The sequence below is a fragment of the Streptococcus dentasini genome (assembly GCF_053206945.1).
In genome coordinates, this window is sequence record NZ_JBRUHS010000004.1 from 1 (window position 1) to 16,024 (window position 16,024).

A 16,024-nucleotide genomic window follows, 5' to 3' on the forward strand; every position below is an offset into this window, starting at 1 on the left:
CCGTATTTTAGCCGCTATCGGCTATGCAGGAGTTGATGTACCAGTTAATCAGGTAGATATCTACTTAGATACAATTCCAGTAATGCTGGCTTCTTCCCCCCTTTCTTTTGACAGCGAAGAGATGGACGAAGTTATGCAGCAGGATACTATCCATATTACTGTTGATATGCATGCAGGATCAGCCAGCGGCCGAGCCTGGGGATGTGACCTGTCTTATGACTATGTCAAAATTAATGCCCTCTATAGAACGTAGACAAAGCAGAAAAAGGATGAACACATGTCAAATACGATTGTGGTAAAAATTGGCGGCCAGGCTAGCCAACGTTTAGATGAAGCTTTTATTAAACAGGTACAAGAGTGGATCAGAGCTGACAAATCTCTAGTTATTGTCCACGGCGGCGGTTATATGATTTCCCAGTTAATGGAGCAGGCGCAGATACCGATTGAAACAGTCGATGGCCTGAGGGTAACACCAGCTCGAGCTATGCCTTTAGTAGAAGCCGGATTAATAGATTATGTCGGAAAACACCTAGCAGACAGCCTCACTCAGTCCGGACTTATGGTCAAACAGATAGTTGACCACTTGCCCCAATTAGTAGAAGCAGATTTTCTGGATAAGAGTAAGTATGGCTATGTTGGCCAAGTGACCAAGGTGCATGTTCATATTTTAGAGGGGGTTCTAGCGACGGGTGCTATTCCGCTAGTTCCCTCACTTGGCTACCAACTGGATGGCAGTTCTTTGAATATCAATGCAGATTATTTAGCGACCAGTATCGCCATTGCACTACAAGCTGAAAAGCTAATTTTGCTGACCGATGTCCCAGGGATAAAAGAAGAAGGACAACTGCTTGATACTCTACTAACTAATGATATTCAAGAGAAAGTTGCTCATAACGTTATCACTGGCGGTATGATCCCCAAGGTTCAGAGTGCTGCTAAAACAGTAGCTGCAGGTGTCGCCCAAGTCATGATTGGCGATAATCTTACAAAAGGTACTATCATTAAGGAGAGTTAGAATGACAGCTCTATTTTCAAACTATAAACGAGCCGATATTGAATTTGTGCAAGCTCAAGGGAATAATCTGATTGATTCCCAAGGCAAACGCTATCTTGATTTTTCAACGGGCATTGGTGTGACCAATCTGGGATTTCATCCTCAGGTTCAGGCAGCACTAGAGAAGCAAGTTAACGCTATTTGGCATACTCCCAATCTTTACCAAAACAGTCTGCAAGAAGCTGTTGCCCAAAAGCTCATCGGAGACTACGATTACCTTGCATTTTTTTGTAATAGCGGGGCAGAGGCCAACGAGGCTGCTATTAAAATAGCGCGCAAAGCCAGTGGCAAACAGGAAATCATCGCCTTTAAAAATTCCTTCCATGGCCGTACCTTTGGCTCCATGTCAGCTACTGGTCAGGATAAGATCAAAGAAGGATTCGGTGATGCGGTTCCCCATTTCCATTATGCTGAGTTCAATAATCTTGCTTCTGTTAAAAAACTAGTCAGCGATCAAACTGCTGCTGTTATGCTGGAATTGGTTCAGGGGGAATCAGGCGTTCTTCCAGCTGATGAAGATTTTATCACAGATCTGGCGGCCCTCTGCCACAAAGCCGGTATCTTTTTGATTGTGGATGAGGTACAGACAGGCATGGGACGGACTGGTAAACTCTATGCCTTTGAACATTATGGTATTGTTCCCGATATTGTGACTCTAGCTAAGGGGCTGGCTAATGGCCTACCAGCAGGTGCCATGCTAGGCAAAAGTGCTCTCGCCCCTGCCTTTTCCTACGGCAGTCACGGATCAACCTTTGGCGGTAATAAATTGGCTATGGCAGCGAGTTCAGCTGTTCTTGATATGATGACCTCATCAGGCTTTTTGGATCAAGCTTGGGAAAATGGTAATTATCTCCAAGACCAATTGAAAAAAGCCTTAGCTGATAATCCTAAAGTCACTCAAATTCGTGGACTTGGTTACATGATCGGTATCGAAACGACGGCAGATCTAGGCCAGCTGGTTAAGGCAGCTCGAGACAGAGGGCTTATCGTCCTGACAGCAGGCACCAATGTCATCAGGCTTTTGCCGCCGCTGACCCTGAGCAAGGCTGAGATAGACCAAGGGGTTACCATTCTGGCAGATATTTTTACCGAGCAAGGTTAGCGAAACTTACCAGAGGCCAGCAAGTTTTTAATTTGCTGCTGCCTAGTATAAAAGCGCTTGGAACAAGAGGTTCCAAACGCTTTTTTAATATAAAGCTAGGGAAAGCAGTTACATAAACATATCAAGTACCCAAGGATTGATCGGAGGTGGGGCTATATAGTAATAATCTATAGCCTCATGCAAAGAGCCAAAACCATTTCCGTCCCCGCCTTCAACAGCTGCCAGAGCCTGAGTATCCATCACATCAAATTGTTCAAAAACTTGTGGTGTCATGCGAGCAATTTCCTTTCTTCTTTTTGCTAGACCTTTTATTTAACAAGGTTAGTTTAGAATTTTTTTAGCAGTCTGTGAATCCCTGATAGTCCAATGTTAGGGAAAAATAATCCTTGTGTCAAAGAAGAAAACTTGGGGATATTTAAAGTTAAAAAATCTCATAAATTAAATTAACAGAGATCTATGGTTATAATAGGGACTAAAACAGCTGGTTAAGGCAGCCCGAGACAGAGGATTGATCGTCCTGACAGCGGGAACCAATGTCATCAGGTTTTTGCCACCTTTGACCTTGAACAAGACTAGGGAAATTTACCAGAGGACGGCAAAGTTTTAATTTGCTGCTGCCTAGTATAAAAGCGAAAAACGCTTGGAACCCCTGTTCCAAACGCTTTTTCAATATAAATGTAAAAGTTTAGCTTAAATCAGCCGACAGTCCTTTAGTGCTAGCGCGATAGGACTTTACTACCAGAAATTAACAACGGGGGCAGTATCAGTATAAGTGTAAGTTTGCAAGAGATAGCCAATACTAGCACCAATCAAAGCGCCAGCACCAGCACCTACAGCATCGTAATCGTCCCCGCCTTCAACAGCTGCCAATGCCTGAGTATCCATCACATCAAATTGTTCAAAAGCTTGTGTTGTCATAAGATCAACTCCTATACTATTCCGGAGATAATAACACCAACTTCTCTTGCCTCTCTTCTTGCAGCAACATTTGCAGCAATATAACCAATATCACCCATAATAGCAGCTAAATCAGAAAGATCGTCCCAATAGCTCCCGCCTTCAACAGCAGCCAGAGCCTGAGTATCCATTACGTCAAATTGTTCAAAAGCTTTAGTTGTCATAAGATCAACTCCTTTTCTTTTTATTTCTTCAGACTTTTTGTCTGACAAGGTTAGCATAAAATTTTTTAGCCAGCTTGTAAACCCCAAAAAGCTTGATGTTAGGGAAAAACAATGGTTTCGTCAAGGAAGAAATCTTCTATCAACTTTAACACAAAAATTCTTTCAAATGAAACTAAATGAGAAAAATTGATAGCAGCACTTAAATTAGCTCATACTCGAGCCGCCCATCCCTGAGCTGGATAGTAAAGTAGCTCTGCCAGCCAAGACTAATCTAACATGAAATCATTATGGCATTTTCATATATTTGGAATCAAAAAACTGCCTGTACCATTGATCCAGACAGTTTTGGTTTATCCCAAGCTAATTAAAGATAGGTAATACTAATTTTTCCATTTTCCACCCCTCAACACTACCGAAGGAAGTGATCATAAGTTTCAAAAGTTCTCACAGCAGAACTTATAAACCATAATTGTAATCGTCGTCTTGCATAGCTTCTACAGTACCAAGAAGATAGCCGTTTCCGACCTGTGAGAAAAAGTCATGGTTACTAGTACCAGTTGAAATACCATTCATGACAATTGGATTAACATCGTCAGCCGTATCTGGGAAGAGTGGATCCTGCCCCAGATTCATCAGAGCTTTATTGGCATTGTAACGAAGGAAGGTCATGACTTCTTCGGTCCAGCCGACACCATCGTAAAGGGTTTTAGTATAAAGCTCCTCGTTTTCATAGAGCTGATAGAGCAGATCATACATCCAGTCGCGGAAATTAGTTTGCTCTTCTTCGGATAATTCATTGAAACCCAGCTGGAATTTATAGCCAATGTAGGTTCCATGGACAGATTCATCACGGATAATCAGCTTGATGATTTCTGCTACGTTGGACAGCTTATTGTTGCCGAGGTAGTAGAGGGGGGTAAAGAAACCAGAGTAGAAGAGAAAGGTCTCTAGGAAAGTTGAAGCAACCTTCTTTTGAAGAGCATTCCCATTGAGGTAGATCTCATTAATAATTTTTGCCTTCTTTTGAAGGTATTCATTGTTGTTGGTCCACTCGAAAATCTCTTCAATTTCCGACTTGGTATTCAGGGTTGAAAAGATGGATGAGTAGGATTTGGCATGAACAGATTCCATGAATTGGATGTTATTAAGGACGGCCTCCTCGTGGGGAGTTCGGACATCCTTACGAATAGCCTCAACCCCAGTTTCAGACTGCATAGTGTCTAAAAGGGTTAGGCCACCGAAAACCTTGCCGACTAAATCCTTTTCCTCATCAGGTAGCTTGCGCCAGTCATCCAAATCATTTGACAAAGGGATACGCGTATCCAGCCAGAATTGCTCGGTTAGTTTCTCCCAAGTTGACTTATCAATTAAATCTTCAATTTCGTTCCAGTTAATGGCTTTATAATAGGTTGTCATGAGTTTCTCCAAATTAAGATAAGAGGGGATAATATTATTCAAGAGTACGAGGCAAGTCGCCCTAGTGCTTGCCGTATCAGAATAGGAGCTTTAGCACCAAGTTTGCCTGTTCAGTTAGATCACACAGCTTTCGCACTGATTAGCGCCGACTTCATCTCCATCATCTGTGAAGGTGCGGACATAGTAGATTGACTTAACACCTTTATTGAAGGCATAGTTACGAAGGATGGATAGGTCGCGAGTGGTCTGCTTGCTTTCTTTTTTCCATTCGTACAGCCCTTCAGGAATTTCACTGCGCATAAAGAGTGTTAGTGACAAACCTTGGTCAACATGCTCGGTAGCAGCTGCATAGATATCAATGACTTTGCGCATATCCATATCATAAGCAGATGTGTAGTAAGGAATGGTATCTGTCGACAAACCGCTGGCTGGATAGTAGATCTTACCAATTTTCTTTTCTTGCCGCTCTTCAATCCGTTGGGTGATAGGGTGAATGGAAGCAGAGACATCGTTAATGTAAGAGATAGAACCATTTGGTGCAACAGCCAGACGATTCTGATGATAGAGTCCATCTTTCATTACGGCTTGACGGAGAGCTTCCCAGTCCTCAGCTTGCGGGATAAAGTGTCCTTCAAAGAGTTTCTTAACACGCTCAGATTTAGGCACAAACTCACCGGTCACATATTTGTCAAAGTAAGTGCCATCAGCGTATTTAGATTTTTCAAAACCGACGAAAGACTCACTGCGTTCACGGGCAATATTGTTGGATTCAACCAAGGTCCAGTAGTTCATCAGCATGAAATAGATGTCAGTAAACTCAATCGATTCAGGACTGCCGTACTCAATGTGGTTACGAGCGAGGAAGGAGTGGAGCCCCATTGCCCCCAAACCAAAGGTATGAGCTTGCTCATTACCGGCCTTAATCGTTGGGACAGCTTCAATATTTGAGGAATCTGTCACAAAAGTAAGTGCGCGGGTCATAGCCTTAATAGAACGGCCAAAATCCGGAGATGCCATCATGTTCACTACATTGGTAGAACCAAGGTTACATGAAATATCGGTTCCCATCTGTACAAATTCTTGTGCATCATTAATCAAGCTAGGCTTTTGAACTTGCAGAACCTCTGAACACAAGTTAGACATAATGATGCGACCATCTATAGGATTTGATCGATTGGCAGCATCGACATTGATGATATAGGGATAGCCTGATTCTTGCTGCAACTTAGAAATTTCGGTTTCTAACTCACGAGCAGAGATTTTTGTTTTGGCAATCTTAGGATTAGCCACTAACTCATCATATTTTTCGGTAATATTAATATAGTTGAACGGGACACCGTACTCTTTTTCTATAGAGTATGGACTAAAGAGGTACATCTCCTCATTTTTGCGGGCCAATTCATAGAATTTATCAGGAACAGTAATCCCCAATGACAGGGTCTTAACCCGAACCTTTTCATCCGCATTTTCCTTTTTAGTTGATAAGAAAGAAAGGATATCAGGGTGGAAGACATCCAGATAAACTGCCCCGGCTCCCTGACGTTGTCCCAGCTGGTTAGAATAAGAGAAACTGTCTTCAAAGAGCTTCATCACGGGCACAACACCAGAAGCTGCCCCTGCGTAGCCTTTGATTGGGGCTCCAGCTTCGCGCAAGTTGCTGAGCGAAATCCCAACACCGCCTCCGATACGTGATAGCTGAAGAGCTGAATTGATGGAACGACCGATAGCATTCATATCGTCGGTTACCTGAATTAAGAAACATGAGACTAATTCCCCCCGGCGGCTGCGTCCAGCATTTAGAAAGGATGGTGTTGCTGGTTGATAGCGCTGATGAATCATCTCCCTTGCCAAATCGCTGGCCAACTGTTCATCTCCATTTGCAAAGTAGAGAGCGTTAAAGAGAACGCGGTCCTCAATGCTTTCGAGATAATACTGGCCATCATTAGTCTTTAAAGCATACTGCTGGTAGAACTTATAAGCGGCCATGAAAGATTGAAAATGAAAGTCTGCTGCTTGCAGCTCCTGTGCTAGCCCTTCGATAAAATCAGCTGAGTACTTCCTGATAAAATCAGCTTCGATGTAATCATTAGCAATTAAGTAATTTATTTTGTCCGTAATAGAATCAAAGGCCATAGAATTAGGCACAACATTCTCCCTGAAGAAAGCCTGCAGGGCTTCTTTATCCTTATTAAGAGGAATTTGACCATTGACAGGACGGTTAATTTCATTGTTGAGGCGGAAGTAGGAAACTTCGCCTAAATCTTTAAGACTCATAGGTATTTCCTTTTATCTATAATAATTATAATGTAGAGTTGTTAAATTTAAACTGCCAAGCAGTTTTGAACTGCTTGGTCAGCCTTGTCCTTATACGTGAAACTAAATAATTTCTTTTAGCTTAGTAGGTTGAAAACCTGAGAAAGTTACATCACCAGCCTCGATAACTGGAGCGGCCGTAAAACCTAAACTCTTAACATAATCAATTTTCTCTGGCTGCTCATCGATGTTAATCTCTTCAAAATCAGCACCATTTTGCTCCAAGAACTTCTTGGTCATCTTGCATTGCATGCAGTTGTTTTTAGAAAACAAAGTAATCTGTGACATCGTATCTCTCCTATAAATTAGTACCTAATAAGGATACCCAAATTAGAAAGAAAAAGCAAGCAATTTTGCTCAAAAACCACAATATTTTGTGCCAGTCAAAAAACCACCCCCAACATCTTGTGGTAAACTTTTCTTCTTAAAATATGCCGAGAAATCCAGTGATAGCAAGGATTCATTAGAAAACTACCAAGAAAATCGGAACTACTATCTACTATATATTAGATAACCGACGGTATTTTGGATTGAAAAATGAATGGGACAGACGCATCTACTGTCAATGGATAAAATCTTCTTGGCGGTTCGATATCCAATTTACTTGAAGTATTAAAATGCAGGAGATTCAGCCGACTTACTTTCATGGTGTTTTGATGCTGTGCCAATAAATCTTTTATAGTTCTTTGGAGGCATGCTGAAATAATAAATTTTTTTCGATACTTGGTGTGTAAACTAAATATTTTGTGCACTAAATCTAATCTAGTAACATATACCATAGATTTAATACAAATTAGGAACCCATGTACAAATCAAGAGCCATGATTTGTACTGTGGATTTTTCTTCTTCAACAGTTTATCCTATTCTAAGGACAGGTAATAGTTGTGTTATGCTCTTGTCCAAGAGCAGTAACCCTGAAAAACTACCTTCAATGTATCTAGACTATCTAAAACGAATTCGTTAGAATAAGCTCAGATCAAGAGGTGATAATATGGCAGATAAAATTACGTTGAAAAATAACAAACTGCAGGTTACAGACAATCCTACCATCGTTTATATTGAGGGTGATGGCATAGGTCGGGATATCTGGCACGGCGCTCAGACTATTTTTGATACAGCGATTGCTCAGGCTTATAAGGGACGAAGAAAGCTCGATTGGCAGCAAGCTCTAGCTGGTAAAAAAGCTTTTGAAAAAACAGGACATTGGTTGCCAATGGAAACTTTACAGATGATTAAGGAACATTTGATCGCCATCAAAGGTCCTTTAGAGACACCGATTGGCCAAGGAATACGGTCTTTGAATGTTGCCCTTCGTCAGAAATTGGATCTTTACGCCTGCGTTCGGCCCATTCGTCATTTCAAAGGAATTGAAAGTCCACTGAAACATCCTGAAAAAGTCGCTATGACTATCTTTCGCGAAAATACAGAAGATCTTTATGCTGGGATTGAATGGGAAGCTGGCAGCAGCCAGGTCAAAAAGGTTTTGGATTTCCTTCAATTTAAGATGGCGGTTGATCAAATTCGTTTTCCTGAAACAACCAGCATCGGTGTTAAACCAATTTCTATTCAGGGGAGTGAGCGTTTAATTCGTTCGGCTATTACATATGCCTTGGCTAATAACTTACAGCGAGTCACCCTAGTGCATAAAGGCAATATCCAAAAATATACAGAGGGTGGCTTCAGAAAATGGGGCTATGGACTAGCCCAGCGTGAATTTTCAGCTGAATTAGCCAGTGGACAATTAGTTATTGACGATATTATTGCTGATAATTTTTTTCAGCAGATTCTCCTTAATCCTGAGCGTTTTGAAGTCGTTGCCTTGACTAATCTCAATGGAGACTACGCTAGTGATGCTTTAGCTGCCCAAGTCGGTGGTATAGGCATATCGCCGGGTGCTAATATCAATTACCAGACAGGACACGCTGTTTTTGAAGCAACACACGGAACCGCTCCTGATATTGCGGGGCGTGGTCTCGCCAATCCCTGTTCAATTTTGCTGTCGGGAGCAATGATGTTGGCTTATATCGGCTGGAGTGAAGCCGCTGCTTTAATTGAAAATGCAATTGAGGCAGTATTTTCAAAAGGCTGTTTTACGAGAGATCTGGCAGGCAATCGGCCTAGTCTAATGACGCCCCAATTTATTGCTGCCTTATTAGAAGAACTGCAGAAAGAATAGCAATATTTTCTGGTTGAAAATTAGAAAATATATCTAAGAAAAGGGTTTCAAAAAATTTTCGTAAATAACTTTATACCTTGAAAATAAGCAAACGGTATGATATAATCCTATTTTGTAAGGGTTATCATGCGATAATCCAAAAAATATTTACATTAGAAAAAAGGAGAATCCTTATGGCTTCTAAAGATTTCCACATTGTTGCAGAAACAGGTATCCACGCACGTCCAGCCACTTTGCTTGTGCAAACAGCTAGTAAATTTGCCTCAGATATCACTTTGGACTACAAAGGTAAATCAGTAAACCTTAAATCAATTATGGGTGTTATGAGCCTTGGTGTTGGTCAAGGTGCTGATGTAACAATCACAGCAGAAGGTTCAGATGCAGATGATGCTATCGTAGCTATCGATGAAACAATGACAAAAGAAGGATTGGCTTAAAACTATGACAGAAATGCTTAAAGGAATTGCAGCATCAGATGGTGTTGCTGTTGCTAAGGCATATCTACTAGTTCAACCGGACTTATCATTTGAGACTGTATCCGTTACAGATACAAATGCAGAGGAGGCTCGTCTAGACGCAGCTCTAGCAGCGGCGCAAGACGAGCTTTCTCTTATCCGTGAGAAAGCAGTAGATAGCCTAGGAGAGGAAGCCGCAGCCGTATTTGATGCGCACTTGATGGTTCTTGCTGATCCAGAAATGGTTGGGCAAATTAAAGAGACGATTCGCGCTAAAGAGGTGAATGCCGAAGCTGCCTTGACAGAAGTGACAGATATGTTCATCACTATCTTTGAAGGTATGGAGGATAACCCTTACATGCAGGAGCGTGCAGCGGATATTCGCGACGTAACCAAGCGTGTACTAGCAAATCTCCTTGGTAAAAAATTGCCCGATCCAGCGTCGATTAACGAGGAATCAATCGTCATTGCTCACGATTTGACTCCGTCAGACACAGCACAACTGGATAAGAAGTTTGTTAAAGCCTTTGTGACTAATATTGGTGGACGTACCAGCCACTCTGCCATTATGGCACGTACGCTGGAAATTGCAGCTGTACTTGGTACCAATAATGTGACGGACACCGTTAAAAATGGTGACCTCATAGCAGTTAATGGTATCACTGGTCAGGTAATCATTAATCCTACTGACGAACAAGTGGCTGAGTTTAAGGCGGCTGGTGAAGCTTACGCCAAGCAAAAGGCTGAATGGGCTCTCCTGAAAGATGCTGAGACAGTGACTGCTGATGGCAAGCATTTTGAATTAGCAGCCAATATCGGTACACCTAAAGATGTTGAAGGTGTCAACGATAATGGTGCTGAAGCTGTTGGTCTCTACCGTACAGAATTCTTGTATATGGATTCTCAAGACTTCCCAACTGAAGATGAACAATATGAAGCCTACAAGGCTGTACTGGAAGGTATGAATGGTAAGCCAGTTGTGGTTCGTACTATGGATATCGGTGGCGATAAGGAACTGCCTTACTTCGATCTTCCAAAAGAAATGAACCCTTTCCTTGGTTTCCGTGCTTTGCGTATCTCGATTTCTGAGACTGGCGATGCTATGTTCCGTACACAAATTCGTGCCCTTCTTCGTGCCTCAGTTCATGGTCAATTGCGGATTATGTTCCCAATGGTTGCCCTTCTTAAAGAATTTCGTGCTGCTAAGGCCGTTTTTGAAGAGGAAAAAGCTAACCTCAAGGCTGAAGGTATTGCCGTAGCCGACAATATTCAGGTAGGTATCATGATTGAAATCCCTGCAGCAGCAATGTTGGCTGACCAATTTGCTAAAGAAGTGGACTTCTTCTCAATTGGTACCAACGACCTTATCCAATACACTATGGCTGCAGACCGTATGAACGAACAAGTATCATACCTCTACCAACCCTATAACCCATCAATCCTTCGCTTGATCAATAATGTTATCAAGGCGGCTCACGCAGAAGGTAAATGGGCTGGTATGTGTGGCGAAATGGCCGGCGACCAGACAGCAGTTCCATTGCTGGTCGGTATGGGGCTTGATGAATTCTCCATGTCCGCAACATCAGTTCTTCGTACACGTAGCCTGATGAAGAAATTGGATACCGCTAAGATGGCAGAGTACGCTAACCGTGCTTTGACAGAATGTGCTACTATGGAAGAAGTTCTTGAACTTGAAAAAGAATATATCAACTTTGACTAATAGACTGTTGAAGTTAGATGAGTCTGTGACAGAAGTCCAGACTCTTTTATTATGTGACTTTTAGTCCGTCTCGCTCCGTAAGGTGCGAGACAAATAAACCACCCGCTATGCGGGTGCGCAACGAAGGTTATACCAAAAAAACTCCCAACGCGCTACAATAGAGGTGTTCAAGCCCACTGTAAAGCGAAAGGAGGAAAGTATGGCACAAAAGGCACATAGTTTATCACACACAAAGTGGATGTGTAAATATCACATTGTGTTCACCCCTAAGTATAGACGAAGAATCATCTATAATCAATATCGAAGCAGTCTAGGCGAGATATTCCACCGTTTATGTCGCTACAAAGGTGTAGAAATCATCGAAGGACATCTCATGCCAGACCATGTTCATATGTTGGTCAGTATTCCTCCGCGAATTAGCGTATCTAGTTTCATGGGCTATTTGAAAGGCAAAAGTGCTCTCATGATGTTTGACAAACACGCCAATCTCAAATATAAGTTTGGAAATCGCCATTTTTGGGCAGAGGGTTATTACGTGAGTACAGTCGGACTTAATGAAGCCACAATAAAAAAATATATTCAAGAACAGGAAAAGCATGATATCGCACTTGATAAACTGAGTGTGAAAGAATATGAAGATCCCTTTAGGGATAATGGCAAGTAATACCAACACCTCTTTGAGAGGTTTGTGACGAGTCAAGAGCAGTGAGGCTTGAACAACGTGAAAGCCAGCGTCTTTAGGCGCTGGCTGGTGATGTGGGCTTATAGCCCGTGTTCAAACCACCCGTTTGACGGGTGGTTATGATTATTCTAGATTTACTAGATTAACGCAGTGGTTGGGGGTAAGACTTGTTGGCTAGGCCAAGAAGTCCTCCCCCTGCTCAGTTCATTAGGTGCTTTAGTACCAATGAACCACTGTTGACTGGCGATTCTATCTTGGGGGAGCCCCACTCTCTTTTTAGTCAATTCAATTAGACACTAAGAGTCTAATCAACATTTAATTTAGTTCAAAATATTCTGATTATTCTTGGTAGCAGATATTGGAAAAATAGCTAAAAAGTGATAGAATAGGTCTATCAACGCTAAAAGGAGAACTAGATGACGACACAATACAAAAACTACGTCAACGGTGAGTGGGTCTTATCTGACCAAGAGATTAAAATCTATGAACCGGCAACTGGTGAAGAACTGGGCTCTGTTCCAGCTATGAGTCAAGCAGAAGTAGATCACGTTTACGAGGTAGCCAAGGCGGCTCTGCCAGCATGGCGTGCCCTTTCCTATGTAGAGCGTGCAGCTTACCTGCACAAGGCAGCTGATATCTTGGAGCGCGATGCTGAAAAGCTAGGTGCAGTTCTTTCAAAAGAGATTGCTAAAGGCCTGAAATCTGCTATTGGAGAAGTAACACGCACAGCTGAAATTGTTCACTATGCTGCTGAAGAAGGTATTCGAGCAGAAGGTGAAGTCTTGGAAGGTGGTAGCTTTGATGCTGCCAACAAGAAGAAAGTTGCTATGGTCCGCCGCGAACCTGTCGGTCTTGTTTTGGCTATTTCGCCGTTTAACTACCCTGTAAATCTAGCAGGTTCCAAAATTGCACCGGCCTTGATTTCAGGAAACGTAGTAGCCTTTAAACCACCGACGCAAGGTTCTATCTCTGGCTTACTTTTGGCAGAAGCCTTTGCTGAGGCTGGCATTCCTGCAGGTGTCTTCAATACAATTACTGGTCGCGGTTCCGTTATTGGTGATTATATTGTTGAACATGAAGCAGTTGATTTCATCAACTTTACTGGTTCAACACCAGTTGGAGAAAATATCGGGAAGTTAGCTGGTATGCGACCAATTATGTTGGAACTTGGCGGTAAAGATGCAGCTATCGTACTGGAAGATGCTGACCTTGAATTAACAGCTAAAAATATTGTTGACGGTGCTTTCGGTTATTCCGGACAACGCTGTACAGCTGTCAAGCGTGTGCTCGTCATGGATAGTGTAGCAGATCAGTTAGTTCAACTGGTTACTGAGAAAGTTGAAAAACTGTCTGTCGGTATACCAGAAGACAACGCTGATATTACGCCATTAATTGACACAAAATCAGCTGATTATGTTGAAGGCCTGATCCAAGAAGCTGCTGACAAGGGAGCACATGCGGCTACTCCTATCAAGCGAGATGGCAATATCATTTATCCAACCGTCTTTGATAAGGTAACAACAGACATGCGTCTGGCTTGGGAAGAGCCATTTGGACCTGTTTTGCCAATTATCCGTGTTAATTCTGTTGATGAAGCACTTGAAATTGCCAACAAGTCTGAGTACGGTTTACAAAGTTCAGTCTTTACTAAAGACTTCCCATTAGCTGTTAAGATTGCTGAGCAGCTGGAAGTTGGTACAGTCCATATCAATAATAAGACCCAGCGCGGTACAGATAATTTCCCATTCTTGGGAGCTAAAAAGTCAGGTGCTGGTGTTCAAGGTGTTAAATACTCTATTGAAGCTATGACCAACGTTAAATCAATCGTGTTTGACATTGCTGATTAAAAAATAGAAGAAGAGGAGCGTAAGGGTTCAATTTCCTAGCTCCTTTTTCCATACCCAAAAAGGCTCTGTAATAACTGATGGAGACTTTATCTTCCCCACTACAGGAATCAAGGGTCATTTGCTTATAACCTATAATATGGAGAAAAGTTTAGCTTCGTTGATGCTTTCACTTGAAAAAAGCAACCGTTATCCTCTGACGATTGCTTTTTTGATAATAGGCATATACGAAAAATTACTATTGAAAGTAACGAAACTTCCCTGACTAGCTTTATCCTTCAAGTTGAGCTTTAGCCCAGCTGTTATCCTGCCGTAAGGTCCCAGCACTTGTATAACTCTGTCGGTAAACATTGTAAGTTAGTCCAGGCTTATAAAAACTGACAGGCTGATCGTAATCTGTTAAGTGGTAAAGAGTAATGATATGATTGAGTTTGGTATTATAGCTAGTATCAGTCGCATAAAGACCAGTCAAGGTCTGGGTAGCCTCCTGAAAGTCTCGAGTATTCGATTTATGAGTATCAGCGTAGAGATTTTGGCTGAGCAGATCAGCATAATCTTCTAAGGATTGAGTATAAGAGGGATATTTTCTGAACTGTGCATCGATCTTATAAGCGTTGCCCTTGCCATCATCCTCCCAGGTCTGAAAAGTCGCAGAGTCGCCTTTATAATCTCCCTTGATACCAAAGAGGTTATAATTGGGCTCAGAACCAAGTTTAGACGTTCCATGGTTGCTTTCTAAGATGGCTTGGGCAATCATAACAGAAGCGTAGAGATCGTGGTCTTGGGCAATATTTCTGGCATCTTCGCCAATCTGATTGACAAAATATAGCACAGCAAGATCCTGGCTATCACGCGGTTTGGGAGGCTGGCTGGTATTTTGACTGAAGCGGGTCAGCAGGATGTAGGAGCCAAACAAGACGATAGCTGCTGTCAATAGCATTGTCAAGACGAAGGATTTGCGATTCTGTTTCTTGATGGAAAAGAATTTTCGCCAGCCATACTTTTTGCCTTTACGTTTTGCCATGGTTCACCTCCTTTGCTGAGAATTCCGTACTGATTAGTATAGCATAGATAAAGGGATTTCTGTTGGAAAAACCAAAATATGGTAGAATAATAGAAAACCTAGCATTGTACTAAAAGTTTAGGAATAACTGATCTTCTGGTATTAACTTCACCCGAATTAGAGATAGAGCTAGCCTACTGGCTTTTGATGGGGCATTTTGTCTGCAGATAAACGGTACTGGCTTTCAAAACCTTAGTCTTTCTAGCTATCTTGTAAATTGAGTCTGCCACGGTGCCTAGTAGCCTAGGAAAGATCCTGCCTAGCACTAAAAAGTGACAATAGCAACGAAAGTTTACCCTTATTCAGTATTAAGGAGCAGTTTATGCGCGATAATCATTTACATACTTATTTTTCTTACGATTCCGATGCCCGATTTGAAGATTACCTGAGTCAATTTAAGGGGGAGATTGTAACAACTGAGCACTACGATCTCTCAAATCCCTATACTAGGCAGGATGATATTCCAGATTATAAAGTTTACACAAAAGAAATTGCAGATTTGAACAAAAAATTTGGCAACCGTATAAAAAGGGGCATTGAAATTGGTTATTACCAGCCGCGTGAAGCAGACATTTTAGAATTTTTGTCTGATAAGAACTACGATTTAAAGCTGCTTTCAGTTCACCACAATGGCCGCAATGATTATTTAGATGATGAGATAGCAGATAGAGATAAATATGAAGTGACCCAAGAATACCTAGATAGACTGGAATATGCTATCGGTCGAATTGATGCCGATGTATTGGCTCATTTTGACTATGGTTTTCGCTTGTTTGAGATGTCAGTGGCAGAGCTTCAGCTGTATCAAGAGCAGCTGCTTCGAATCTTCCAAAAAATGATAGATAGCCACCTAGCTTTTGAGTTGAACAGCAAATCTATGTATCTCTATCATCATGAACATCTTTACCGCTATGCTCTATCTCTAGTCAAATCATTAGGCTGTCAGCGCTACTCCCTTGGCTCAGATGCCCATAAATTGGATCATTTCCGTTTGAATTTCGATAAAATGCAAGCACTTATGAAAGAGTTTGGTGTTGATGAAACCCAGCTCATTTGAGCCTACAATCACCGCTTGGA

At 41.9% G+C, this 16,024-nt stretch carries 16 protein-coding genes and 1 pseudogene; 10 read left to right on the forward strand and 7 right to left on the reverse strand.

The window, feature by feature from the left end; all coding sequences use genetic code 11:
* The 3 genes from ACVR1G_RS04340 to ACVR1G_RS04350 form a co-directional block, all read left to right on the forward strand.
* On the forward strand, nucleotides 1–253 hold a 253-nt coding region (locus ACVR1G_RS04340), incomplete at its 5' end, for a bifunctional ornithine acetyltransferase/N-acetylglutamate synthase (protein WP_447451978.1).
* Nucleotides 254–277: 24 nt separating this feature from the next.
* The gene (argB, locus tag ACVR1G_RS04345; protein ID WP_447451979.1) at nucleotides 278–1,015 is read left to right on the forward strand and encodes an acetylglutamate kinase; all 738 of its coding nucleotides are present in this window, start codon (nucleotides 278–280) and stop codon (nucleotides 1,013–1,015) included.
* A 1-nt stretch (nucleotide 1,016) separates the two neighbouring features.
* The gene (locus tag ACVR1G_RS04350) at nucleotides 1,017–2,156 is read left to right on the forward strand and encodes an acetylornithine transaminase (protein ID WP_447451980.1); all 1,140 of its coding nucleotides are present in this window, start codon (nucleotides 1,017–1,019) and stop codon (nucleotides 2,154–2,156) included.
* 108 nt (nucleotides 2,157–2,264) lie between these two features.
* On the opposite strand, the gene ACVR1G_RS04355 is transcribed toward ACVR1G_RS04350, so the two are convergent.
* Nucleotides 2,265–2,429, reverse strand: a complete 165-nt coding sequence (locus ACVR1G_RS04355; RefSeq protein ID WP_447451981.1) for a bacteriocin class II family protein — start codon at nucleotides 2,427–2,429, stop codon at nucleotides 2,265–2,267.
* Nucleotides 2,430–2,628: 199 nt separating this feature from the next.
* Between ACVR1G_RS04355 and argD the strand changes: the two are divergent.
* Nucleotides 2,629–2,763, forward strand: a pseudogene (gene argD, locus ACVR1G_RS04360) (acetylornithine transaminase); the annotation flags it as partial.
* Between the two features lie 128 nt (nucleotides 2,764–2,891).
* Here the strand turns inward: argD and ACVR1G_RS04365 are convergent.
* The 5 genes from ACVR1G_RS04365 to ACVR1G_RS04385 form a co-directional block, all read right to left on the reverse strand.
* A complete protein-coding gene (locus ACVR1G_RS04365) occupies nucleotides 2,892–3,074 on the reverse strand; it encodes a bacteriocin class II family protein (protein ID WP_447451982.1) in 183 nt (60 codons plus the stop codon).
* 11 nt (nucleotides 3,075–3,085) lie between these two features.
* A complete protein-coding gene (locus ACVR1G_RS04370) occupies nucleotides 3,086–3,277 on the reverse strand; it encodes a Blp family class II bacteriocin (RefSeq protein ID WP_447451983.1) in 192 nt (63 codons plus the stop codon).
* A 456-nt stretch (nucleotides 3,278–3,733) separates the two neighbouring features.
* A complete protein-coding gene (gene nrdF / locus ACVR1G_RS04375; RefSeq protein ID WP_447451984.1) occupies nucleotides 3,734–4,693 on the reverse strand; it encodes a class 1b ribonucleoside-diphosphate reductase subunit beta in 960 nt (319 codons plus the stop codon).
* 114 nt (nucleotides 4,694–4,807) lie between these two features.
* On the reverse strand, nucleotides 4,808–6,967 hold the full coding sequence (gene nrdE, locus ACVR1G_RS04380; protein ID WP_447451985.1) for a class 1b ribonucleoside-diphosphate reductase subunit alpha: 2,160 nt from the start codon (nucleotides 6,965–6,967) through the stop codon (nucleotides 4,808–4,810).
* Between the two features lie 102 nt (nucleotides 6,968–7,069).
* Nucleotides 7,070–7,294 carry a redoxin NrdH gene (locus tag ACVR1G_RS04385; RefSeq protein ID WP_447451986.1) on the reverse strand — a complete coding sequence of 75 codons (225 nt, stop codon included), beginning with the start codon at nucleotides 7,292–7,294 and terminating at the stop codon, nucleotides 7,070–7,072.
* Nucleotides 7,295–7,998: 704 nt separating this feature from the next.
* Here ACVR1G_RS04385 and icd point away from each other — a divergent pair.
* The 5 genes from icd to ACVR1G_RS04410 all read left to right on the forward strand — a co-directional run bounded on the left by icd (nucleotide 7,999) and on the right by ACVR1G_RS04410 (nucleotide 13,887).
* On the forward strand, nucleotides 7,999–9,183 hold the full coding sequence (gene icd / locus ACVR1G_RS04390; RefSeq protein ID WP_447451987.1) for an NADP-dependent isocitrate dehydrogenase: 1,185 nt from the start codon (nucleotides 7,999–8,001) through the stop codon (nucleotides 9,181–9,183).
* A 173-nt stretch (nucleotides 9,184–9,356) separates the two neighbouring features.
* Complete coding sequence (locus ACVR1G_RS04395) at nucleotides 9,357–9,620, forward strand: phosphocarrier protein HPr (protein WP_447451988.1); 264 nt, start codon at nucleotides 9,357–9,359, stop codon at nucleotides 9,618–9,620.
* Between the two features lie 4 nt (nucleotides 9,621–9,624).
* The gene (gene ptsP / locus ACVR1G_RS04400) at nucleotides 9,625–11,358 is read left to right on the forward strand and encodes a phosphoenolpyruvate--protein phosphotransferase (RefSeq protein ID WP_447451989.1); all 1,734 of its coding nucleotides are present in this window, start codon (nucleotides 9,625–9,627) and stop codon (nucleotides 11,356–11,358) included.
* Nucleotides 11,359–11,557: 199 nt separating this feature from the next.
* Nucleotides 11,558–12,022, forward strand: a complete 465-nt coding sequence (gene tnpA, locus ACVR1G_RS04405) for an IS200/IS605 family transposase (protein WP_447451990.1) — start codon at nucleotides 11,558–11,560, stop codon at nucleotides 12,020–12,022.
* Nucleotides 12,023–12,456: 434 nt separating this feature from the next.
* The gene (locus ACVR1G_RS04410; RefSeq protein WP_447451991.1) at nucleotides 12,457–13,887 is read left to right on the forward strand and encodes an NADP-dependent glyceraldehyde-3-phosphate dehydrogenase; all 1,431 of its coding nucleotides are present in this window, start codon (nucleotides 12,457–12,459) and stop codon (nucleotides 13,885–13,887) included.
* A gap of 268 nt (nucleotides 13,888–14,155) precedes the next feature.
* Here ACVR1G_RS04410 and ACVR1G_RS04415 read toward each other — a convergent pair whose 3' ends face one another.
* Nucleotides 14,156–14,908 (reverse strand): glucosaminidase domain-containing protein, encoded by a 753-nt coding sequence (locus ACVR1G_RS04415; protein WP_447451992.1) that lies wholly within the window; start codon nucleotides 14,906–14,908, stop codon nucleotides 14,156–14,158.
* Between the two features lie 361 nt (nucleotides 14,909–15,269).
* Here ACVR1G_RS04415 and ACVR1G_RS04420 point away from each other — a divergent pair, with 361 nt between their 5' ends.
* Nucleotides 15,270–16,004 (forward strand): PHP domain-containing protein, encoded by a 735-nt coding sequence (locus tag ACVR1G_RS04420; RefSeq protein ID WP_447451993.1) that lies wholly within the window; start codon nucleotides 15,270–15,272, stop codon nucleotides 16,002–16,004.
* Nucleotides 16,005–16,024 lie beyond the last annotated feature (20 nt).